This is a genomic window from Acinetobacter sp. CIP-A165 (genome assembly GCF_000367985.1).
Lineage (GTDB): Bacteria > Pseudomonadota > Gammaproteobacteria > Pseudomonadales > Moraxellaceae > Acinetobacter.
The window spans coordinates 870836-894260 of the sequence record NZ_KB849202.1 but is presented as its reverse complement, the minus strand read 5'-3'; the positions used below and the strand labels follow the sequence as shown (position 1 = coordinate 894260).

Here is a 23425-nt window from a genome sequence, read left to right as displayed (position 1 = left end):
ATTATTCCAATCTATAATAATTGATGCGTGTTGTGTCGTTTATTCGTTCAATTAAGCAACTTCTTCAATCATAAAACAACGATTAATGTAGTTATGCATCATATCGTCCCCAACCATAGCGCACCATCTTTTACCACTATTCCGTAAAAACGAAACAAATGAGTGCGGCATCATTCTTGTCTCACGACGCTTGTACAAGCTCTAAACGCACAGGTACATACTTATGATATGGCGTCTTGGACAAGGGATCACAATGCTGAGTAGACGTTAGTCGATTTAGCTGCGGTCCTATTGGCTCACCGCCACGATAACGCAAACCATAACCATGTGGTAATGACACTACACCCTTACGCATCCCCTCATCAAGCTCAACAGTAACTTGAATCTGCCCATGCTCAGAAAGACATTGCAAAGAATGACCTGTTTCCACCCCAAGTTTCAATGCATCTTCAGGGTTCATTCTTAAGCGTCCTTCTGCATCAACTTTACGCCATGCTGGATCACGATAGATTTGATTGGCGTTATAGCTACGACGTTCACCTGCCAATAGAATGAATGGATAATCATTCGATAAATGTGGTGATTGTTGAGCCAATTGTGCCAACTCGACAAACATTTCAGGAATCGCTAGGCGAATTTTCTGATCTTTATAAGCAATCAAACGCCATACATCTGCATATTCATGTTGTGACAACACCACACCTGAACGTTGTTCTAAGATGGTTTGGAACAATTTAACACCTAAATTGAGACGATTACCCACATATCCTGCTCGCTTCACAGCTTTATAATGCTGAGCCGCATACTGCATACATAATGGAAGTAACAATGCGGTAGACGCAGCGTCATTTGGTAAAGTCTTGCCTAAAGTGCGATACACAATAGATGCTGCAAAAGGAATTAATTTCTTATTTCGAGCGAAACTCACTCCAAGTGCTGCAAAATACGCTAGATAAATCCGATTCGCCGAATCTTTTGCTGCAATCTTACTCAAAATAGGAAACTGTTTCGGCATCACCTGCATCGCTTCGAGCAAACGCGTGTAAATTTCTGCTTCAGTCAGGGTATCGCCCTGTGCTTGAAAAAGTGGATGGCGTAAATGGAAGCCATTTTTAGGAAATTCCAAATTAAACCCCGTAAACTCCCATTTCTCGAACTGAGTATGTGCAGGCAGGATATAATGCGCCAAACGTGCAGTTTCTGTCATCGCCACATCTACCACGACTAAGAGATCAAGCGATTGAAAAGCCTGTTCATAGGCTGAAGTATCGGGATATGTAAGTAACGGATTACAACTATCGACAAATACCGCACGAACCCGTTTTTCACCTGCTTTTAGAATTTCATCAGGTAAAATATTTGGCGGGAAAAATCCAGAAATCGGAAACATTTTATGATGAACTGTACGACGATATTTAGGGTTTCGCTCATCGGTATCAGTCAAAATCGGAATGAACATCGTATGTAAGTTATTGGTCCCTTGTTTACCAAAATGCCCTGCTAATAAATATAAAAGCTTCTCTAAATAGCCATTCAAGGTCGTATTCAAAGTATGTTGAATACCTAAATCAATTCGTACACAAGCACTTTTTGCTTTGGCGAAATCGCGAACAATTTGATAAATCAGCTCAATTGGAACATCTGCTTTTTGAATGTATTCTTCCACAGGAATGTTAAAGAAAGCCTGCTTAACTTGTTCAAATCCATGGGTATGTTGTTGAATAAACGATTGGTCGTATAAGTTTTCACGTAACATGATCGCGATCATGGCTGACATTAGATACGAATCTGTTCCTGGTTTTAATTGAACATGAATATCAGCTTGTTTGGCAGTTTCTGTCCGCCGCGGATCAAACACCACCATGGTTCGATCGGGATCTTTTTTGATATGTTTTAAAGTATCCCGTGCATTTGGAATACCATGCGCCTGAAATGGGTTGGTTCCAATAAACAAGACATAATCAGCATGTTCAACATCTTCTGTGGTATGACAAGCTTGGCTTCCAAACAAACGACCATTTACCCAAAAATCACCTGTTTTTTCCTGTGCCAAAGAGTTATATGCATAAAAACTTTTCATGGCATATAACAACTGACGACCATAGGCTGCGCCTAAGTGATTGCCCTGTCCACCACCACCAACTGAAGCGAAAGCAGTTCCACCATAGGTGTTACGGATCTGTACCAGTTGATCAGCAATCTCCTGAATCGCTTGCCCCCAATCAATTTCTATAAACGAACCATCAGCTTGGCGTTTAAGCGGCTTAGCTAACCGATCAGCATGTTGTTGGTAATGCTGTAATCGTGCTGCCTTTTGACAGATATAACCTTGTGAAAAATGATGCTGAGGATCACCTTTGATTTTCTTAAATTGGTTATTTTCGATTTCTACACTCAGTCCACAATTTCGTGAACATAGAATGCATGCGGTTACATCCTGTCTCGATGCTGGCGTTGTTATTGTCATGTGTTTTCACCTTATCCTTGTTATGAAAATTGGCCCATTAAACAAATTTTCCTTGCTGATCTCATAACATCTAAAAAATTTTGATCATATTCAACACTGGTTTCGACATGATTGTGTTGGGATGGTTAATTTAAAGCTTATTTGCACATGTTCATCTGAATTAAAATTAATCGAGTTCCAAAATAGAACTTATTTAAAAAAAGGTCAAGAACACTGGTCTTAAATTTAAAAAAACTTTACGCTAGGCTGCATTGTTATTTTATTTAAACCTGATGAGCACACTTATGGATTCAGATCAGATTAAGCTCCTGATTACACAACATCCGATCATTAAAGATCTGATCGAACTCAAAGAGACAATTTGGTTTAATTCCCAATTCACATCACTTAGCGAAGGCTTGCCCTACGTTGGACTCGATCAAACAGATATTGATGATGCTCGCGACCGTTTAAAACGTTTTGCTCCTTATTTGATGGCTGTATTTCCTGAAACAATAATCACAAAAGGTATCATCGAATCTGAGCTTATAAACATTCCTAATATGCAACACGCAGTTGAAGCCCACTTCGGGGAAAAAGTTTCCGGTAAACTCTGGCTTAAAAAAGATAGCCATCTACCAATCTCAGGTTCAATTAAAGCACGCGGCGGTATTTACGAAGTGCTCTACCATGCTGAAAAGCTTGCACTTCAAGCAGGTTTATTAACAATTAAAGATGATTATTCAAAATTAAGCCAACCTGAGTTTAAACAGTTTTTTAGCCAATACAGTATTGCCGTCGGCTCAACAGGAAACCTAGGGCTTTCCATCGGAATAATGAGTGCGAAACTTGGCTTTGATGTCACTGTGCATATGTCAGCAGATGCACGCCAATGGAAAAAAGATAAGTTACGATCACACGGTGTCACTGTGATTGAATATGAGCAAGATTACGGTGTTGCTGTAGAAGAAGGTCGAAAAGTAGCCTTAGCAAATCCGAATTGTTTTTTCATTGATGATGAAAATTCGCAAACTTTATTTTTAGGTTATGCAGTTGCAGGCGAACGTTTAAAGAAACAGCTAGCACAGAAAGATATCGTTGTGGATCAAGATCACCCTTTGTTCGTTTATTTGCCTTGTGGTGTTGGTGGTGGCCCTGGTGGCGTCGCCTTTGGGTTAAAAATGGCTTTTGGTGATCATGTGCATTGTATTTTCGCTGAACCCACGCACTCACCATGTATGCTACTAGGTGTTGCTAGCGGTCTACATGATGGAATTTCTGTTCAAGACATTGGGATTGATAATATTACCGCTGCTGACGGTCTCGCTGTGGGTCGTGCATCAGGATTTGTTGGTCGCGCAATGGAAAGATTATTGGATGGCTTTTATACAATTGAAGACCAAACGATGTATCTATTACTTGGCATGCTTAACCAATCTGAAAACCTCAAGCTAGAACCCTCAGCTTTAGCTGGCATGTTAGGCCCAATATTGATCAGCCAGCATCAAGAGTATGCCATTTTACACCAACTAACAGATGATCAGCTTGAAAATGCCAATCATATCGTTTGGGGAACTGGCGGTGGCATGGTACCTGCTGAAGAAATGGAGAATTACCTCAAAAAATCCGAAAAGTAAGTCGTTTTCTTTTAAAGTGATTTAACAGAAAAGACATACAACCATTAATTCGAAATAAGCATCCGCTTAAAATCTTTGATCTGCTGATATTGCTGTAATTCATCTAGAGAATTTATGCTATGACAAAATAAACTTTGCTTCTGAAATGAGACATTTTGTGCATGTAAAAGTTTAAAACATGCACGTAAACTTAATTTATTTGCTGTTATTTGTTTTTCTAAAATCTGCAAACTTTGTCTTTTTAATAAGCAAAATGGATATAAAGCATCGCCATTAATCATGACATATGCCACTTGAGCGAGCGTACTTTTCTGCAAAGCACGATGAAGTTTTGCCAAAACCTGATTTGGGATATAAGTCACATCACAAGGAATGAATAGAACATAGTCTGATTGCACCTGTGACCAAGCGCTTTTCATTCCCATCAAAGGTCCAAGGAAACCACTTTGATCATCTGCATAGCACTGAATATCAGGTTCAATATGTTTATAAATCGAACTATCACGGTGACTATTGACCCAGATATTTTGCACTTCAGCTTTAAAATTTTGACAGATTTTTGAGAGTTGAACTTGGTCATCAAATTGTTGTAAAAGTTTGTTCATACCGTTCATACGGCGTGCTTGCCCTCCCGCCAAGATCACCAGATCTGTAGCGGGAAACTCTGTATTCATACTTCTGCCTCCAATTGACAGGTTTTGATCAAGCCACGAATCTCGGGTAAACATGAACCGCAATTTCCGCCTGCTTTTAAACATGCAGTCACTTGTTTTTCATGCGTGATATTTTGGGTTTTAATGGCTTCGATGATTTTATTTTTACCTACTTTAAAGCAACTACACACCAATGGTCCATCATTGTTCGCCGCCGACATCGGCATACCAGCCAACAAAGCTTTACGATGTAACGCACTCAATCGCTCACGTTTAAATAGCGTAGCAACCCAATCTCGATCAGGCAACAACTCTGCTGGTGCGATATATAAACTAGCAATAAGAATGCCATCCTTCAAAATCACACTATGACTCAATTGTGCTGAAACATCATCCAGACTTAACCACTCATAGGTTTCATCGACAAAAGGTAAGAAGTTTTTAAGATTTCGTTGCGTTTGATCAAAATTATGGCGGTCTGCAATTTCATAACGCATTGCTTTAGCCGTCTTAATCTTGGTCCACCAAGCACAGGTTTGTAGTGAGTTTTTGATGTGATGTTCAAACCCCTCTCGAACATACAATACCCCTTGCCAAGTGGTATGGAAAGGCTGAATCGCCACAGGTGTATGTTTAAATTCAGGTTCACCTGAAATGGCATCTACCACTGGGTTGACCACCGTACCAATTCGAGCATCGGAGGCCACTTGTTCAGTCCAATGAATCGGTGCAAAGATTTGTCCACGGCGTACACCATGCGCCAGCGTCACACGTAATACACAACTGCCCCATGCTGAACGCACTTCGACTAAACCTTTATCACGAATACCAAACTTTAAGGCATCATTGGGATGAATCTCACAAAAAGGTTCAGCTCGGTGTGTCGTCAAATTCTCTGATAAACCTGTCCGTGTCATGGTATGCCATTGGTCACGGATACGACCTGTATTCAATATCAATGGATAATCTTCAGAAGTCGCATTGACAGGATCAATCGCAACCGTTGGAATCAATTTGGCCTTGCTATTTTTATGGCTAAAGCGCCCTTGATCAAAAAGTTGCTCAACCATAATACTCTGGCCTTTTTCCCAAACGGGCCATTGAATAGGTTGTAAGTGATTATATTCATCTACGCTTAAATTCATTAAGCCTTTCAAGTTGAAATAACGAAAATTTTCGACCTGATCACGCTGATCTAAGCTAGCATTTTCATAGGCGGACAGCGCTGCATGTTCATTAAAAATATCGCAGGCATTATTAAAATCAAAGCCACTAAAACCAAGCTTCTTCGCCACCTCACACACGGCCCACCAATCTGCTTTGGTTTGTTTTGGTGCGGGTAGGAAAGCACGTTGACGAGAAATACGGCGTTCCGAGTTGGTCACTGTGCCATCTTTCTCACCCCAACCTAAAGCCGGTAACAGCACATCGGCATAAGCAGTGGTATCTGTATCTGCACATATATCAGAAACAACCACAAACTCACATTTTTCCAAAGCACGTTTGACTTGATCAGCATCAGGTAAGCTCACCACTGGATTGGTCGCCATAATCCAAATGGCTTTGATCTTTCCACTTTCTACCGCTTGGAACAAATCAACCGCTTTCAAGCCTGCTTGATTGGCTATCACTGGGCTGTTCCAAAAGTTTTGTACAAGTGTTTGATGCGATGGATTATCAATATCCATATGCGCTGCCAGCATATTCGCCAAACCGCCAACCTCACGCCCACCCATTGCATTGGGTTGCCCTGTCATTGAGAACGGCGCTGCCCCCAACTTACCAATTTTTCCAGTCAATAAATGGCAATTGATAATGCTATTGGCTTTATTTACCCCTTGAGAGGATTGATTGACCCCCATAGAAAATAAGGTGACGACTTTTTCAGTATTGGCAAACTTATCAAAAAACAGTTGTAATTTTTCCGCAGAAATACCCGTACGTTTCACCAAGGCATTAAAATCTTGTTCGCTGTGACTCGCCTCTAAAAGTGCTGATAAACCTTCTGTATAAGATTCAACAAAATGATGATCTACAAAATCATTGTGATATAAATGCTGCAATAAACCATTAAATAAAGCGACATCCTGCCCCGGTAAAATTGGCAAATGTAAATCAGCTTGTTCACAGGTACTGGTGAATCTTGGGTCAACCACCACTACAAATAAATCTGGATTTTTAGTTTTTGCCTGCATGATGCGTTGATATAAAACAGGATGACACCAAGCCGTATTTGAACCGACCAATACCACCATATCAGCATGTTCAAAGTCTTCATAACTTGCAGGGACGATATCCTCGCCAAAGGCACGTTTATGTGCAGCTACGGCAGATGACATACATAGACGTGAGTTGGTATCGATATTCGCCGTGCCAAGATAACCTTTCACGAATTTATTGACCACATAGTAGTCTTCAGTCAGTAGCTGACCCGACACGTAAAATGCAACGCTGTCACGACCATATTGATCGATACAGGCTTGGAATTGGTCTGCAATTTTCTCAATGGCAGCATCCCAAGTGGTGGCGGTCCGATGATTTTTACGCCCGAACATTGGGTTCAAGACACGTGTTTCTAAACCTAAAGTATCTGCTAAATTACTGCCTTTGATACACAGTCGACCAAAGTTTGCTGGGTGTGCTGTATCTCCAGCTACCTGTACAGTTGTGGATTGTGCTTTATGCTGGACGGTAACATCCACACCACAACCAACACCACAATAGGGACAAGTTGTTTTTGTAATGATTTTTTCTACATGATCGGAGCGAATGTGTTCTAAATTTTGAATACTGTTCATGACTGCCCCTTACCTAATTCATTTCTGCCTACATTTCACATTCTATTTTTGGCTTAGGAGGATCCCCCCCTAAGCCAAAGAGGATTACCCAGCTTTTTTCATTGCAAAATCTTTACCAAATAACAATTTATTTCTAAATGTCGACACTGGCGTTTGATCTGCAATCAGTTCGGCATACCACATGCCATCTTCGGTATCACCAAATAGAACGGCACCAATCACTCGATCCTTTTGGATAATAATGCGCTTGTAAATTTGGCGTTTCTCGTCGTTGAGAATGATGTCTTCATAGTCATCTTTCAGTTCAAAGTTACCCGCCGAGAAGACATCTACACCACTGACTTTAAGCTGCGTTGGAACCGTTGGTGATTTGAAAGTCAAACTACCATGCTCTGCCAAATGAGTTGCACAGATAAATGCTTGTCCCCATAGCGGCTCAACCAGACCAAAGGTTTGATTACGGTGTTCGATACACTCACCTACCGCATAGATACTTGGGTCGAAGGTTTGCATGGTGTCATTGACCAAGATACCACGATTACAACGTAAGCCTGCGCTTTGTGCCAATGCGATATTTGGACGGATGCCCACTGCAAAAATCACAAGATCAGCGTCTAAAACAGTCCCATCTTTTAAACGAACTTGTTTAACATGATCATGTTCATCCGCAATCAAGGCTTCTGTATTTGCCTCAGTAATAATATTGATGCCTTTCTGTTCGATACTATGGCGTAACATCGCACTTGCTCGACTATCAAGCTGACGCTCCATGATACGATCCATCAAATGCAATACAGTGACATTCATACCACGCTGTACCAGACCATAAGCAGCTTCTAAACCAAGTAAGCCTCCACCAATCACCACTGCATTCTTCTTGCTTTCAGCATAGTTGATCATGGTATTTACATCGTAAATATCACGGAAGCTGATCACACCTTTTAGATCGACACCTTGAACTGGCGGAATGAATGGCGACGATCCTGTCGCAATAATCAGACGATCATAATCAACACTTTCACCTTTTTGGGTATGTACGGTTTTGCGTGTACGATCGATCTTTACCGCAGGATCATCAGCGATGAACTTGATGCCTTTATCGCTATACCATGCATGTGGATGCAGCATAATATCATCGATGGTTTTCTCACCTGAAAGTACATGCGACAACATAATGCGGTTGTAGTTGCCCCAAGGCTCTTCACCAATTACGGTCACTTCATAACGATCTGGCGCCATATCAAGTAAGTCTTCCAGACAGCGCATGCCCGCTAAGCCATTACCGATAAGCACCAGTTTTAATTTTTCTTGAGAAGCACCGTTATTGGTGATGTAAGTCTTTTGTGGGACTGGACTCACCCATACCCGACCTTCTTCAATTTTAGTTGGAAAGACCAAAAGCTTTTGATCTTTATCTTCCAAACAACGTCCCGTCGCTAAACTGAAATGCTGCTTATAGATCGGCGATGCAATCACACGCTCGCCTTGCAAATCACCAATAATGCCACGACACATCACATTCGCTTGACTAAACGGATCTTTATTGCTCAATGCATAAATACGTTTTTCATGACCCACACGGAACAAGGCCACTGTTTGCTCACCCACCAATGCCCCAACACCTGTATTCGGTGTAATGTCATTCAAAGCACAGACATCAATCCATTGATCTTCAGGAAGCATATTTAAATCTTTTAAGTTCGTCATTTTAATTCTCCTTATGCTTCAACCATTGGAATACGATCAACTGAACGCTCTGCGTCATTTAAAGGACGGATTTGATCACGTACTTGGGTAAACTGAATGTGTGGATCAGCTTGTTCATCTGCACTTGCATTAATATAAGTTTGGAAGCGTTTGCGGATTTCAGGATTTTCCACCGCAGTACGCCATTCATCTTGATACGTACCAATCACATGACTCATACGATTTTCAAGCTCTTCTGCTAGACCCAATGAATCATCGACAATTACGGCTTTCAAGTAATCTAAACCACCTTCCATATTGTCACGCCATACGCTAGTACGTTGTAAACGATCTGCGGTTTGGATATAGAACATAAAGAAGCGGTCAATATAGCGAATCAAGGTTTGAGTATCTAAATCTGATGCCAGTAACTCAGCATGGCGAGGTTTCATACCGCCGTTACCACAGACGTATAAGTTCCAGCCTTTCTCAGTTGCAATCACGCCCACATCTTTGCCTTGCGCTTCGGCACACTCACGCGTACAACCCGAAACCGCCATTTTCAATTTATGTGGTGAACGTAAACCTTTGTAACGATTCTCAAGTTCAATCGCTAAGCCTACAGAGTCATCAACGCCATAACGACACCATGTGCTACCCACACAAGACTTCACAGTACGCAATGATTTACCGTAAGCGTGACCAGATTCAAAGCCAGCCGCGTTGAGTTCTTCCCAAATGAATGGAAGCTCATGGATTTGCGCGCCGAATAAGTCGACACGTTGACCGCCAGTAATTTTGGTATACAAATTATATTTCTTAGCGATTTGACCGACCGCAATCAAACCATCTGGTGTAACTTCACCGCCTGCCATACGTGGCACAACTGAATAAGAACCATCTTTTTGGATATTACCCAAGTAGTAATCATTACTGTCTTGTAAGCCTGCATGACTTGGTTCAAGCACAAAATCATTCCAGCACGATGCCAAAATATTGGCAGCCGTTGGCTTACAAATATCACAACCTAAACCATGACCATGTTGATGAATCAAATCATCAAAAGTTTTGATTTCATTGACACGGACCAAGTGATACAACTCTTGGCGTGAGTACGGGAAGTGTTCGCAAATATGGTTATTGACTGTAACACCTTGGCGTTGTAACTCAGACTTTAATACTTGAGTTACGAGTGGCGCACAACCACCACAAGCGGTTGCAGCTTTAGTGCATTTTTTCAAAGCACCGAGTGAGGTTGAACCATCACAGATTGCTTGACAAATATCAGCTTTAGATACGTTATTACACGAACAAATGGTGGCACTATCAGGTAGTAAGTCAACGCCACTACCGCCTCCTGCTTTTGCACCTGAATCAGCAAAGCCCGGCATAATTAAACTTTCAGGCGTTTCAGGTAATGCCAAGCCATTCAGCATCATTTGCAATAGATCGTTATATTCGGCTGCATCACCCACCAAAACCGCGCCAAGCAATTTGGTTTTATCAGCATCGACCACGATCTTTTTATAAACCAAGGCGTCTTCGTCAGCATAGAAATAGCTGAGAGAGTTTGGAGTCATACCATGTGCATCACCCACTGATGCAACATCGACACCCATCAATTTCAGCTTGGTGCTCATGTCGGCACCTGCGAAACTGTGCGTTTCCTCAACCAAAATATGTTTTGCTGCAATACGTGCCATGTCATAGCCCGGTGCAACTAAACCATAAATTTTGTTATCCCACAGCGCACATTCACCAATCGCATAAATGTTTTCATTTGAGGTTTGGCAGTAATCGTTGATTTTAATACCGCCACGCTCACCGAGGACTAAACCACTCGAACGAGCCAATTCATCACGCGGACGAATACCTGCTGAGAATAAAATAATATCGGTTTCAAGCTCGCTGCCATCAGCAAACTTCATCACATGCGTTGCTTCTGCACCTGCTTCAATAGAAGATGTTGCTTTTTGGGTGTGAACTTTCACCCCAAGATTTTCAATTTTACGACGTAATACTTTCCCACCCAAATCATCAATTTGCACTGCCATCAAGCGTGGTGCAAATTCAACAACATGTGTTTCTAAGTTTAGATCTCGTAATGCTTTCGCTGCTTCCAAGCCAAGTAAGCCACCACCGATCACCACACCTGTTTTGGCATTTAAACTTGCTGCGCGAATCGCATCCAAATCTTCAAGCGTACGGTAGACAAAGCAATTCTCACGATCATTACCTGATATTGGCGGAACAAAAGCATAAGAACCTGTTGCCAAAACTAATTTGTCATAGTGAATCACATCCCCATGATTCGTGGTAACAGTCTGTTCAATTGTATCAATCGCAGTTGCTTTGGTATTTAAGCGTAAATCGATCCCGTGTGCATCGGCAAAATCAAAACGTGCAAGTGACAAGTCTTTTGCCGATTTACCAGAGAAGTACTCAGTCAAATGTACACGGTCATAAGCAATACGTGGTTCTTCTGCAAGAATGGTGATTTCTAACTCATCATCAGCTTTCTCTAAAATGGCTTCGATGAATTTATGACCTACCATGCCGTGACCAATCATCACTAATTTCATTGTGTTTCTCCTAAAATCTGATTTCGATTAAGCTGCGCTGTTTTGTTCTGCGTGGCGTTCTACAAGAGCTTGTTCAAATAAGCGTTGTTCTTTTTCTTTATGCTCTACCGAGAATCGAATGAACATCACAGAACCCGCAGTGATCACAACTAAGCCACCTAAAACCATTAAACATGTTTGGATATCCAACATGCCTTTCAATAAAAATCCTGCTGCAACAGCACCGACGTTACCACCTGCACCAATAATGCCTGCCACACCACCTAGAGCTTCACGATCAATAAATGGAACCAGTGCGTAGGTCGCTCCACATGCCATGTGAGTGAACAATGCGAAGATGGTCATGCTAAGAATAGCTAACGTAACGCTGTTCATTTGAGAGAAAAGGATCAAGAACAAACCCTCACCCAAAATCAGTAAAAATAGAATCTTAGTACGTCCGTCCAAACCTCGCTTCAATGCGACTTTGTCTGAAACCATGCCACCTAATGCACGGGCAAATAGTGCCAACAAACCAAAGATACCTGCCGCTAAACCCGCTTCTTTTAAACCAAAATCAAAATGTGTGACGTAATACATGGCGATGATGTTATGGATGAAGATCTCAATACCAAAACACGCTGCATAAGAAACAAATAAGATCCACACACGATAGTTACGCGCCGCGTGCATCAGAATCGCCATCCCGCCTTTTTTATCGCTGCCAACCGAGATACCCTGTGCACGAAGCTCTTTAAAGTTTCCTTGTGGGCAATCTTGCGTGTATTTCCAGTAAAGTCCCCCGACAATGACCATCAACAGACCAGGAACAAGCAGTGCGATTCTCCAACCCATTGCCTGCTCGACACCAAACATCACCAACGCCGCAAGCATCAATGGCATCAAGACTTGAGTCGCACCACCACCCGCATTACCCCAACCAGCAGAAGCAGCATTTGCAGTCCCCACCACATTTGGCGCAAACATAATACTGGTGTGATATTGCGTAATCACAAAACTGGCACCGATCGCACCAATCAATAAACGGAAAAATAAGAAAGATTCATAGCTATTTGCTGAAGCAACACCGAATACAGGAATACTCCCGATCAGCAATAATGCGGTATAGGTTTTGCGTGGACCGTATTTGTCACACAGTGGTCCAACGATAAGACGAACGACAATCGTGATCGCGACAGCTGCAATATTGATATTGGCAATTTGATCTATGGTTAAATTGAACTCACCTGCAATCACAGGCATAAGAGGAGCACAAGCAAACCAAGCAAAGAAACAGACGAAGAATGCAAGCCAGCTCATGTGGAATGCACGCATCGCTGGTGCGGAAAAGTTGAATAACTTAATTGATGTGGCTTTTTTGGCCGATAAATCTAAAGACATTGCCATCTCTCCTTTACTGAACGTGTACTGTGTTGTTGACACAAACATTGTGTAAACAAACCGATCAGATCGGACATCGTTGGCCGTCTTACAATTTTTTTTGAAAAGTCGTCTTTGACTCAGTATTTAACTAGCAAATGTTGTGCCAAATAAACCAATATAAAATTAAAAACAAGGTTAACCATTGTTTTATATGTATTTGTTAGTAAATTTCAGACATCATAGATATAAGTGAAACACATCTTTTACCCCTAAAAATTGTGATGACCTGTTTTAAAGCACAATTCACCTTGCTTCATAACAACACTTTTTACGCACCAAAAAGGCTCATATTCAGTTTTTTAACACTTGCAGCCCAGATTTCATTTTTTCAAATAAACGAGCAGCGATACAATAAAGCGCATAAACTATCTACTTCTGGGGCGTTTGCACCGAATCGGAAGTTTTCTGATGGCATTAATATTGCTTAAAAAAATAATAGGGTCTGTCGACATTTCAACCATGCATTGCACAGCCCCTACTCACAGCACTTTATTCAGAATGTGCATATACCGACAGTTTGACTCTTATACTTATGCCGAAACTCAAAATTGTTCTCATAGACGATGATCAGGCTCGGGCGGAATACATTAAAACCTGTTTAACAGAACATGACTTTGATGTAGTCGCTTGTTTTACCTTAGATCACCTTAATATTTTTAATCTAGAACACCTTCAAGCAGATGTCATTTTGCTTGATATGGATCACCCGCATCGCGATGTGATTGAGAACTGTGTCAGCAGTTTTGACTTACCTACGGTACTTTTTACCAAAAACACGGATAAAGACACCATTAAACAAGCGATTGATGCGGGGATTACAGCCTATATCGTCGATGGCATTGACCCTTCTCGCTTACATACCATTTTAGAGATATCCATTGAGCAATATAAGAAGCATAAAAAGCTAGAAGGTGATCTTAAAGATGCAAAAACCAAACTTGCAGACCGTAAAGATATAGATAAAGCCAAAGTATTATTGATGAAACTGCACGGTTTGAGTGAAGACACTGCCTTTCAATTACTTAGAAAAAATGCCATGAGTCATCGTATGACGATTGGTGAGATGGCTCGTCGCTTGCTCGATGCGCAACAACTATTAAACAACCAATTGAAGGATGAATAGATGAGCCATTTAGCAAAATTAGAAAAAACCCAATTACAGCTCGGCTATATCCCTTTACTTGACTGTGTTGCATTGCTTTGGGCTAAACAACGTGGCTTCTTTGAAGATGTGGGCTTAGATATTAGCTTAGTACAGGAAGCATCTTGGGCAAGCCTACGTGATCGACTTGCCTTTGGTTTGCTGGACGCTGCTCATTGCTTATCAGCAATGTTACCTGCAGCAGCAGTGGCAGCCGATCAAATTGGCATCCCATTACAAACCCCTTTAGTTTTGAGCGAAAACCGTGCATTTATCAGTCTAAGTCAAAAGCTCTGTTATGAATTAAACATTCAAAAACAAGACTCGGCTGAAATTTCTGCACAGAAATTGGTGCAAAAAATAAAGACAAATCATCCTATTTCCTTAGCCCATGTATTTCAGCACTCTATTCATCACTATTGTTTAAGAGAATGGTTAGCGTTGGCCGATGCGGATTTAGCACACTCCATTCAGGTAAAAACGCTTCCACCTCCTTATATGGCTGAAGCGCTCAGCAATCATCTAATTGATGGTTTTTGTGTCGGGGAGCCATGGAATACTCAACCCGAACTGCTTGGATTAAGCCATATCATTTGTTCAAGCCAAGATATTATTCCCAACGTTGCAGATAAAGTATTAGCGGTTACCCAAGAATGGGCACAACAACACCCCAATACTTTGATCGCGTTAACCACTGCCATTATTAGAGCACAACGTGAACTTAGAGAGCTCGAAGATTTTGCACCCGTCTGGCAGCTTCTGATTGAATTTGAGATTATTCAATTCAACTGCTCACCAGAGGTTCATGTTGAAAAGTATTTTAATATTCAAAATATCATACGAAACTTCATTCACGATGATGCTGAACCCAAGCAAAAAGACTTTGCATGGTTATTTGAACAAATGCAAAAATGGCACAGTCCTAATATCAAGGCATCTTCGTGTACTGATCCAGCACAAAACTGCTTGTTATTAGACACTTACTCTGCCGCAGAAAGTGAAGCGATAAAATCTTAGCGTAAAAAAAGCTGCCTTTAAATATAAAGACAGCGCTGAAAGACCCAAAAGAGACCACGCCAATCAAAGCAGTCTCTTAAGTAATAGTGATATTACTCAAATAAAGCTTATCTTTTTCGGACATTTTCATGTCATTAACTGCCATCCAAAATATAGAAATGCATCACTTTTGCCAATTCATAAACGCAAAGTGATGCCTAACAAACAATCAGCTTGGCAGATTTAGCTAAATCTAGCCGCTGATTCAGCGGTAACATGCAACAGGCCAAGCGCTGATATGCATAAACATCTAAATAATTAGGGTTAACCCATATGTAGAAAAAACAATAAAATCAAATAAAAACAATATATTAAATTATTATACTCAGGCTTATTTTTTAATTTGAATATGCTTAGGCTTTATAGATCTATGGATCATAAATGGGTTAAATATCATAATATTTGATGCATATTGACTGTCAAGTTACACAAATCCTCTGAACCAATTGGTGTAATTCAGTTTAGAATATTAAAAAATAAAATAAGGTGAATTTTGTCATTTTTTAACATTGCCAATTCCTTGCAAAGTTTTCATTATATGCACCATGCTTGGTATGCGAATTTCTTAATTGACGAAAAGAAATTATAAAAAAATTGTAGAATTTTGTGCCATAATAAGCAAACTTTGCAGACATCTTGCAAAACACATTTGCAGTTTTAGAATTGGAGCAGGCTGAATGAGCTCAACCATTTTGGTGATTCACGGACCGAATTTAAACTTGCTAGGAAAGCGTGAACCAGAAGTTTATGGCCATCTCACTTTAAGTGATATTGACCAACAACTCACCGCTCAAGCTAAAAATGCGTCACTTATACTAGATACATTCCAAAGTAACTGGGAAGGTGCGATTGTTGATCGTATCCATCAGGCACAAAATGAAGGGGTGAAATTGATCATTATCAACCCCGCTGCCCTCACCCATACTTCGGTTGCATTACGCGATGCACTGCTTGGTGTTGCGATCCCATTTATTGAAGTTCATTTGTCGAATGTTCATGCACGTGAAACATTCCGTCATCACTCATATCTATCAGATAAAGCCATTGGCGTGATTTGTGGCTTAGGTGCTAAGGGTTATTCCCTTGCACTCGATTACGCTATCGAAAAAATTCAATCTACTAATTAATTTAAACATTTCAGGAATGCTCACTCATGGATATCCGTAAAATCAAGAAACTCATCGACCTGATGATTGAATCTGACTTACAAGCGATTGAAGTTAAGGAAGGTGATCAATCCATCTCGTTGACTCGTCCAACACCTGTTTATGCATCTGTCGCGGCTGCACCAGCGGCTTCAACTCCAGCAGCAGCACCCGTTGTAAAAACGCCACGCGGTGCGGTTGAAACCTCGCCAATGGTCGGTGTGTTCTATGCAGCACCAAGTCCTGGTGAAGCACCTTTTGTCAAAATTGGTCAAACGGTATCTGCAGGTGAAACCCTAGGGATCATCGAAGCAATGAAGATCATGAACCCAATTGAAGCAACTCAAAGCGGTGTAATCGAAGAAATCTTAGTGAAAAACGGTGACGTCATTCAGTTTGGTCAACCACTTTTCCGCTACCGCGCCTAATACATCTGGGGATTTCTATGTTGCAAAAAGTATTAATTGCAAACCGTGGTGAAATCGCTTTACGAATTACTCGGGCTTGCAAAACACTTGGTATTAAAACCGTTGGTATTTATTCTGATGCTGACAAAGATTTGATGCATTTACGCTTTGTAGATGAAGCAGTATGTATCGGACCGGGTACCACAAGTGAAAGTTATTTAAATATTCCTGCAATTATTACTGCCGCAGAAATCACTGGTGCTGATGCAATCCATCCGGGTTATGGCTTTTTATCTGAAAATGCCGAGTTCGCTGAGATTATAGAAAGTTCAGGTTTTACTTTTATTGGTCCTCGTCCTGAGCATATTCGTCTCATGGGGAACAAAGTTTCTGCAATTATTGCAATGAAAAAAGCAGGTGTACCAACCGTACCGGGCTGTGACCACGCTGTTACGATTCATAATGCACTTGCTGAAGCCAAAGAAATCGGCTTCCCACTGATCGTAAAGGCCGCATCTGGTGGTGGTGGTCGTGGTATGCGTATTGTTGAACGTGTGGATACACTGCTTGAGTCTGTTCAAGCTGCACAACGTGATGCGGAAATGTGGTTCGGTGACGATACGGTTTATATGGAACGTTTCTTACAGAAACCTCGTCACGTCGAAGTACAAATCCTCGGGGATGGTAATGGTCATGCGATTCATTTATATGATCGTGATTGTTCATTACAGCGTCGCCATCAAAAGGTGCTAGAAGAAGCACCTGCGCCGAATCTTCCTGAACAAGCTCGTGCTGATATTTTAGAGGCTTGTGTAAATGCCTGTAAGCTTATGCAGTATCGTGGTGCTGGTACGTTCGAATTTTTATTTGAAGATGGTGAATTCTTCTTTATCGAAATGAATACACGTGTTCAAGTTGAACATCCAGTCACAGAAATGGTGACGGGTATTGATATTATTGAACAACAACTTCGTATTGCTGGTGGTTTAGGCTTAGACCTTCAACAAGACGAAATCGAAGTCAAAGGCCATGCGATCGAGTGTCGTATCAATGCCGAAGACCCAACCAACTTTATGCCTTCTCCTGGCAGAATTGACAACTTCTACGCACCGGGTGGCGCGGGTATTCGTTTAGATTCTCATATCTATCAAGGTTATAGCATTCCACCCTACTATGACTCAATGATTGCAAAACTCATTGCGCATGGTAAAGATCGTGAAACATCTTTAGCGCGTATGCGTCAGGCATTAGACGAAATGATTTTGACAGGGATTAAAACCAATATCCCTTTGCATAAAGATCTGATTTTGAAAGATAAGAATTTCTGCGAACAAGCGATGGATATTCATTATCTCGAAAAACATTTACTAAAACAGCTTGAACCAAAAGCTGAAAATGTTTAAATAAAAGCTGCAATAAAAAACACCGCTTATGAATCATAGGCGGTGTTTTTTTATTTATTGAATTAAATGGTCTAAGGTAAAACACGGCGTAAAGTTGCAAAGCATTTTTCGCCTTTCTCGTTCGCACAGAAGTCAATGGTATGTGGGTTCGACCATTTTACAAAGTATTGAGAAACTTCCCCAGTTTGATCGACTTGCTGACCTGAACAGTCAATTTCATTATTATCATATTTGATTTGTAGGATCAGTGCTGGCAAACGCTCATTATGATCCTCTGACGGCTGATAGTCATACATGCCATACGACCATTCTTTGCCACTTTTTACCACAACTTCATTCATTCCACGAAAGTTATAGTATTCAACACATTTTTTATTATTGGGTATTTCCATTCCCCACAACCCCATAATTTCAGGGCGATTGGTGACACGTATATTATTCACCGAAGTCATAGCTTGAGCTTTTACTGCCTTCGCGTTTACTGCTGTTTCAGCGATTGCCCCTGTTGAGCAAGCCCACAATAATCCAATAATATAAATATTTTTCATAGATTTAATTAAGTTATCATCTAAACTTTCCATGGCTTTAACTTAGCATATTTTTGAGTAAAAACACTGAAACATAACCATATCAACACAATATTTTTGTGCTGATATTTATTTGATTGTTCAATCGGTTTTTTAAGGTATTCTTATTGAATACAAATATTTAATTTATAAAAGTTTAGCTTTAGGGATATAAAGCCATGAAATTTTCTGAATACATCCAATATGATGGTTTAGGTTTAGCTGAGTTGGTCAAAAATAAGCAAGTTCATCCATCAGAGTTACTTGAAATTGCATTGCAACGCACAGAACAAATCAACCCTAAACTAAATGCAATCATTATCCCAATGTACGAGCAAGCCAAACAACGCGCCCAACAACAACGTACAGGTCAATTCGCTGGTGTTCCATTTTTAGTAAAAGATTTATTTCAAGAATATCAAGGCATACCAACCTCTTTTGGTAGCCATGCACTTAAAAAAATCAATTACACACCAGACTTTAATGCAGAAATCGTCAATCGTTGGGAACAAACTGGAATTGTCACATTTGGGCGAACCAATACCCCTGAATTTGGAATCAAAGGTATTACTGAACCTGATGCTTGGGGCGCTTGTCGCAATCCTTGGAATTTAAAACACAATAGCGGTGGCTCGTCAGGCGGTTCTGCCTCGGCTGTCGCTGCGGGTTTAGTCCCGATTGCAGGCGCTGGTGATGGCGGCGGATCAATTCGTATTCCTGCATCGTATTGCGGTTTGTTTGGACTAAAACCAAGTCGCGGACGCACGCCATGGGGACCTCAATCAGGTGAAGCCATGCATGGTGCAGCGATGCAGCATGTGTTATGTAAAACCGTGCGCGATAGTGCGGCTATGTTAGATGCGGTGCAAGGTCCTGAACAAAGCTCACTTTTTACGATTCAAGCACCTGATCAAAAATATTTAGATATTATCCAACAAGCACCGAAAAAACTGAGAATCGCTTTTAGCACGCATTCACCCATTGGAACAAAAGTTTCTAAAGACGCGATTCAGGCCGTTCAACAAACTGCCAAGCTTTTAGAGTCTTTAGGTCATATCGTGGTCGAAGATCGTCCAAACATAGATGGCTTAGCGCTGGCGAAAGACTTCATCACAACGTGGTTTAGTCAGTTCACTTATATGCAAGCACAAATCAAACACATGTCTGGCTCAACAGATGCTGATTTCGAGCTTGATTCATTAGCCTTAGCTGCCTTTGGTGCAAAAACAACTGCAACCGAATATATTCACACACTCAACAATTGGGGACTGTATAGCACCCAAATGAATATTTTCTTTGAGAAATATGACCTATACCTAACCCCAACAACAGCATCGGTCGCGCCTAAAAATGGTGAAGTTGCCACACCTGCTTGGCAAAAGCCCATTTTGAAAGCTTTATTAAAAGTTGGAAAAGCGCATTATCTCGCGCAAGGCAAACTGGTCGAGAAAATGGTGCAAGATAATTTAAGTTGGGTTCCCTTCACTCAATTAGCCAATGTCACTGGTTTACCTGCTATGTCTGTACCGCTGTACTGGAATAAAAATGGTATGCCTTTGGGTAGCCAGTTTATTGCACCCTTTGGACGTGAAGACCATTTGCTACAACTCGCCGCACAACTTGAGCAAGCACAACCGTGGATGCCGCAGTATAAAAAAATTCAACTCTAATCTAACTTTTCGCTGCCGTTTCTACCTGATTCGGCAGCCACATCACCAGACCTAAACCAACTAATACAACTGCACTTGCACAGAAGAAAATGGTCGGACCCGAAAGAATCTGCCAATAGTACCCTGCCAACAAACTTCCTGAAGCAACGCCCAGCCCCCACATGGTGCTGTACAACGCTTGACCTCGACCCTGTTGCTCTGCTGAAAAGTTTTGGAAAATCACTTTCATCGCAATCAAATGAAATAGTCCAAAACTAAAGGCATGCAAACATTGTGCTAAAAGTTGCCCGATGAAATTAGTATCTAATATTCCCACGAGAAACCAGCGAAGACTGGTAAATAAAAGACAAATAACCACCAAGTTCCTCCATGAAAAACGGGTGAAAAACAGTCTTTGTGCCACCGCAAACATCACAATTTCAGCGATAACACCCATTGCCCAAAGGCTGCCTATCTGTGTTGTGCTAAACCCGATTTCTTTGAGAAAGTTGCTATAGAAACTATAAAATGGTGCAAGTGAAAATAATAGAATAAACTCGATCGTAAAGAATGCTGCAACCAGTGGTTTTTTTAAAACTGGCCATAAAGGTTCTAATTTTTTCTGAGAACTTGGTGCGTGCTCAGGTTCTTTAATGCTGAATGACCATAAAAAAGCTAAAAATGAAATCGCTAAAAGTAAGATAGGTAGCATTGAGATGGGGATGATTTCTAATAATGCTCCAATAGCGAACACCCCAACAATAAAACCGACCGAACCCCACTTTCGCACTTTTCCATATAGTTCAGCGCGTTTTTCACCTAACCAAAAAAGTGTCACACCTTCAAACTGCGCCAAGATCGCATTTTGAAAAAAACTGAAGATCAACATCAGCAATGCCACAGATTGAAAACTATTTGGAATCACAAAAATAGCAAACCAAATACAGGCTTCCATCCATGTGGCAATGCGCACCAGCAGCATTCGTTTACCTGATTTATCCGCAATCCAACCCCAAATCAGCGGCGCAAAAAAACGAGTAATGATTGCGATTGAAGATAGAATACCGATTTCTTGATAATTGAAGCCCTGATCTTGCAGATACAGGTTCCAATAAGGCATGAATGTTCCAACGATTGCATAATAAAATAGGTAGAAACCACCCAATCGAGTTTGAATACTTAAAGATTGAAACAATTCAAAAGCCTTTTAATGAACAACGTGATATCAAGCCAAAAATGCAAACTTATTTTAGATTGATGAACCAACAATTCTAGCTTAGATAAAACAATAATACTTCAACCAAAGCATGGACGATTTGTTGTTATGAACATTGGTAGCCACATTTTAGACATTACAAAAAAATAGGGCTGAAAACGAATTCAACCCTATTGATATAAAAACTCAGAAATAGTCTTTAGACATCAGTTCCTAAAGCCATACTCGATTGTGCGTTTTTCAATTTTCTCAGCTTAAAGACATAGGTCAACATTAAGCAGAGGATCCACGCAGGAATCATCATCACCGCAATACGCATATCGGGTGAAAGTGACATCACCACAAGAATACCCAGCATAAATACGATACAAAGATAATTACTAAATGGATAAGCAATACTTGGAAACTTGGTGCTCTGCCCTTGTATTTGCATCGCTTTGCGGAACTTAAGATGTGTCCATGAGATCACGATCCAGTTAATCACAATCGCTGCAACCACCAACATCATCAACAAAGCAAAGGCTTTTTCTGGAAATAGATAGTTGATCAATACACACAATACCGTCACGAAAGCAGATACCAGAACCGCATTGGTTGGGATACCACGTTTATTGATATGCTTTAAAAATTTTGGTGCATTGCCCTGCTCTGCCAAACCGAGCAACATACGACTGCTGCAATAGCTTGTGCCGTTATAAACAGAAACTGCGGCTGTCAAAATGACAAAGTTCAACATGGTTGCCACACCGTGACTATCTAAAGACGCAAATACCATCACAAATGGACTGCCACCCTCGATCATTTGATTCCAAGGGAATAATGCAAACAAGATGAACAGCGTTGCGATATAGAAAATCAAAATACGGTAAATAATTTGATTTACAGCCTTAGGTAAGGTTTTATCAGGATCACGTGCTTCAGCTGCCGTGATACCAAACAATTCGATCCCACCAAATGCAAAGATAATCACAGCCATTGCCATGACTAAGCCTTCAATACCAAATGGAAAGAAACCACCCAACGCCCAAAGGTTGCTAATACCAGCCTGTGGACCTGCCGTACCAGTTGCAAGCAAATAAGAACCAAAGCCAATCATGGCTAAGATGGCTAAAATTTTGACGATAGAGAACCAGAATTCCATCTCTCCAAACAGCTTCACATGCAATAAGTTAATGCCGTTGATTAAGAGGAAAAAGGCCAATGCCGATGCCCAAGTTGGGATTTCAGGCCACCAATATTGAATATAGAGTCCAATTGCCGTCAGCTCAGCCATACAGACGAGAATATTGAGTACCCAATAATTCCAGCCAGACATGAAACCTGCAAACGAACCCCAGTATTTATTCGCAAAATGACTAAATGAGCCACTAACTGGCTCTTGAACCACCATTTCACCTAACTGTCGCATCATTAGAAATGCAATTAAGCCTGCGATTGCATAACCTAAAATCACTGACGGACCTGCCAGCTTAATAGATTGTGAAATACCAAGAAACAGTCCTGTACCAATCGCACCACCTAGCGCGATAAGCTGGATGTGCCGATTGCTCAAACCATGTTTCAGGTTTCCTTGCGATTGTTTTGACATATGATTATTCTCATCCTTGTCACGTAATTT

16 protein-coding genes are annotated in these 23425 nt (G+C 41.0%); 7 read left to right on the top strand and 9 right to left on the bottom strand.

Annotation, left to right across the window (positions count from 1 at the left end; all coding sequences use genetic code 11):
* Positions 1-181: 181 nt before the first annotated feature.
* Positions 182-2467, bottom strand: coding sequence for a molybdopterin-dependent oxidoreductase (locus tag F991_RS09675; protein ID WP_004670913.1), 2286 nt, complete (start codon positions 2465-2467; stop codon positions 182-184).
* 284 nt (positions 2468-2751) lie between these two features.
* On the opposite strand from F991_RS09675, the gene dsdA reads away from it, so the two are divergent.
* Positions 2752-4083, top strand: a complete 1332-nt coding sequence (dsdA, locus tag F991_RS09670; RefSeq protein WP_004670911.1) for a D-serine ammonia-lyase — start codon at positions 2752-2754, stop codon at positions 4081-4083.
* Positions 4084-4127: 44 nt separating this feature from the next.
* Here the strand turns inward: dsdA and mobA are convergent, their stop codons facing one another.
* The 5 genes from mobA to F991_RS09645 all read right to left on the bottom strand — a co-directional run bounded on the left by mobA (position 4128) and on the right by F991_RS09645 (position 13182).
* Positions 4128-4757 (bottom strand): molybdenum cofactor guanylyltransferase, encoded by a 630-nt coding sequence (mobA, locus tag F991_RS09665; RefSeq protein WP_004670907.1) that lies wholly within the window; start codon positions 4755-4757, stop codon positions 4128-4130.
* Positions 4754-7534 carry a nitrate reductase gene (locus tag F991_RS09660; RefSeq protein ID WP_004670905.1) on the bottom strand — a complete coding sequence of 927 codons (2781 nt, stop codon included), beginning with the start codon at positions 7532-7534 and terminating at the stop codon, positions 4754-4756. Before F991_RS09660 ends, mobA begins: the two co-directional genes overlap by 4 nt.
* Positions 7535-7618: 84 nt before the next feature.
* Positions 7619-9241, bottom strand: a complete 1623-nt coding sequence (nirD, locus tag F991_RS09655) for a nitrite reductase small subunit NirD (RefSeq protein ID WP_004670903.1) — start codon at positions 9239-9241, stop codon at positions 7619-7621.
* Between the two features lie 11 nt (positions 9242-9252).
* The gene (nirB, locus tag F991_RS09650; RefSeq protein WP_004670901.1) at positions 9253-11802 is read right to left on the bottom strand and encodes a nitrite reductase large subunit NirB; all 2550 of its coding nucleotides are present in this window, start codon (positions 11800-11802) and stop codon (positions 9253-9255) included.
* Positions 11803-11829: 27 nt separating this feature from the next.
* A complete protein-coding gene (locus tag F991_RS09645; protein WP_004670899.1) occupies positions 11830-13182 on the bottom strand; it encodes an MFS transporter in 1353 nt (450 codons plus the stop codon).
* A 574-nt stretch (positions 13183-13756) separates the two neighbouring features.
* Here F991_RS09645 and F991_RS09640 point away from each other — a divergent pair.
* From F991_RS09640 to accC, 5 genes are all read left to right on the top strand, one after another.
* Positions 13757-14347 (top strand): ANTAR domain-containing response regulator, encoded by a 591-nt coding sequence (locus F991_RS09640; protein ID WP_004670897.1) that lies wholly within the window; start codon positions 13757-13759, stop codon positions 14345-14347.
* Positions 14348-15382 (top strand): ABC transporter substrate-binding protein, encoded by a 1035-nt coding sequence (locus F991_RS09635; RefSeq protein ID WP_004670895.1) that lies wholly within the window; start codon positions 14348-14350, stop codon positions 15380-15382.
* Positions 15383-16098: 716 nt separating this feature from the next.
* A complete protein-coding gene (gene aroQ / locus F991_RS09630) occupies positions 16099-16548 on the top strand; it encodes a type II 3-dehydroquinate dehydratase (protein ID WP_004670893.1) in 450 nt (149 codons plus the stop codon).
* Between the two features lie 26 nt (positions 16549-16574).
* Positions 16575-16994 carry an acetyl-CoA carboxylase biotin carboxyl carrier protein gene (gene accB / locus F991_RS09625; protein ID WP_004670891.1) on the top strand — a complete coding sequence of 140 codons (420 nt, stop codon included), beginning with the start codon at positions 16575-16577 and terminating at the stop codon, positions 16992-16994.
* A gap of 17 nt (positions 16995-17011) precedes the next feature.
* Positions 17012-18376, top strand: a complete 1365-nt coding sequence (accC, locus tag F991_RS09620; protein WP_004670889.1) for an acetyl-CoA carboxylase biotin carboxylase subunit — start codon at positions 17012-17014, stop codon at positions 18374-18376.
* A 71-nt stretch (positions 18377-18447) separates the two neighbouring features.
* Here accC and F991_RS09615 read toward each other — a convergent pair whose 3' ends face one another.
* A complete protein-coding gene (locus F991_RS09615) occupies positions 18448-18924 on the bottom strand; it encodes a hypothetical protein (protein WP_034595628.1) in 477 nt (158 codons plus the stop codon).
* Between the two features lie 197 nt (positions 18925-19121).
* Here F991_RS09615 and F991_RS09610 point away from each other — a divergent pair, with 197 nt between their 5' ends.
* Entirely contained in the window at positions 19122-20612 is a 1491-nt protein-coding gene (locus F991_RS09610; protein WP_004670885.1) for an amidase, read from the top strand.
* Between the two features lies 1 nt (position 20613).
* On the opposite strand, the gene F991_RS09605 is transcribed toward F991_RS09610, so the two are convergent.
* The gene (locus F991_RS09605) at positions 20614-21786 is read right to left on the bottom strand and encodes an MFS transporter (protein WP_212749351.1); all 1173 of its coding nucleotides are present in this window, start codon (positions 21784-21786) and stop codon (positions 20614-20616) included.
* Positions 21787-22006: 220 nt separating this feature from the next.
* Positions 22007-23395, bottom strand: coding sequence for an amino acid permease (locus F991_RS09600; protein WP_004670881.1), 1389 nt, complete (start codon positions 23393-23395; stop codon positions 22007-22009).
* Positions 23396-23425 lie beyond the last annotated feature (30 nt).

Excerpts from the sequence above, each read along its gene's own strand:
- F991_RS09640 (WP_004670897.1), top strand. The coding sequence starts at position 13,757 with ATGCCGAAACTCAAAATTGTTCTCATAGACGATGATCAGGCTCGGGCG.
- mobA (WP_004670907.1), bottom strand. The coding sequence starts at position 4,757 with ATGAATACAGAGTTTCCCGCTACAGATCTGGTGATCTTGGCGGGAGGG.
- accB (WP_004670891.1), top strand. The coding sequence starts at position 16,575 with ATGGATATCCGTAAAATCAAGAAACTCATCGACCTGATGATTGAATCT.
- dsdA (WP_004670911.1), top strand. The coding sequence starts at position 2,752 with ATGGATTCAGATCAGATTAAGCTCCTGATTACACAACATCCGATCATT.
- F991_RS09615 (WP_034595628.1), bottom strand. The coding sequence starts at position 18,924 with ATGAAAAATATTTATATTATTGGATTATTGTGGGCTTGCTCAACAGGG.
- F991_RS09635 (WP_004670895.1), top strand. The coding sequence starts at position 14,348 with ATGAGCCATTTAGCAAAATTAGAAAAAACCCAATTACAGCTCGGCTAT.
- F991_RS09675 (WP_004670913.1), bottom strand. The coding sequence starts at position 2,467 with ATGACAATAACAACGCCAGCATCGAGACAGGATGTAACCGCATGCATT.
- nirD (WP_004670903.1), bottom strand. The coding sequence starts at position 9,241 with ATGACGAACTTAAAAGATTTAAATATGCTTCCTGAAGATCAATGGATT.
- aroQ (WP_004670893.1), top strand. The coding sequence starts at position 16,099 with ATGAGCTCAACCATTTTGGTGATTCACGGACCGAATTTAAACTTGCTA.
- accC (WP_004670889.1), top strand. The coding sequence starts at position 17,012 with ATGTTGCAAAAAGTATTAATTGCAAACCGTGGTGAAATCGCTTTACGA.
- F991_RS09645 (WP_004670899.1), bottom strand. The coding sequence starts at position 13,182 with ATGTCTTTAGATTTATCGGCCAAAAAAGCCACATCAATTAAGTTATTC.
- F991_RS09600 (WP_004670881.1), bottom strand. The coding sequence starts at position 23,395 with ATGTCAAAACAATCGCAAGGAAACCTGAAACATGGTTTGAGCAATCGG.
- nirB (WP_004670901.1), bottom strand. The coding sequence starts at position 11,802 with ATGAAATTAGTGATGATTGGTCACGGCATGGTAGGTCATAAATTCATC.
- F991_RS09660 (WP_004670905.1), bottom strand. The coding sequence starts at position 7,534 with ATGAACAGTATTCAAAATTTAGAACACATTCGCTCCGATCATGTAGAA.
- F991_RS09610 (WP_004670885.1), top strand. The coding sequence starts at position 19,122 with ATGAAATTTTCTGAATACATCCAATATGATGGTTTAGGTTTAGCTGAG.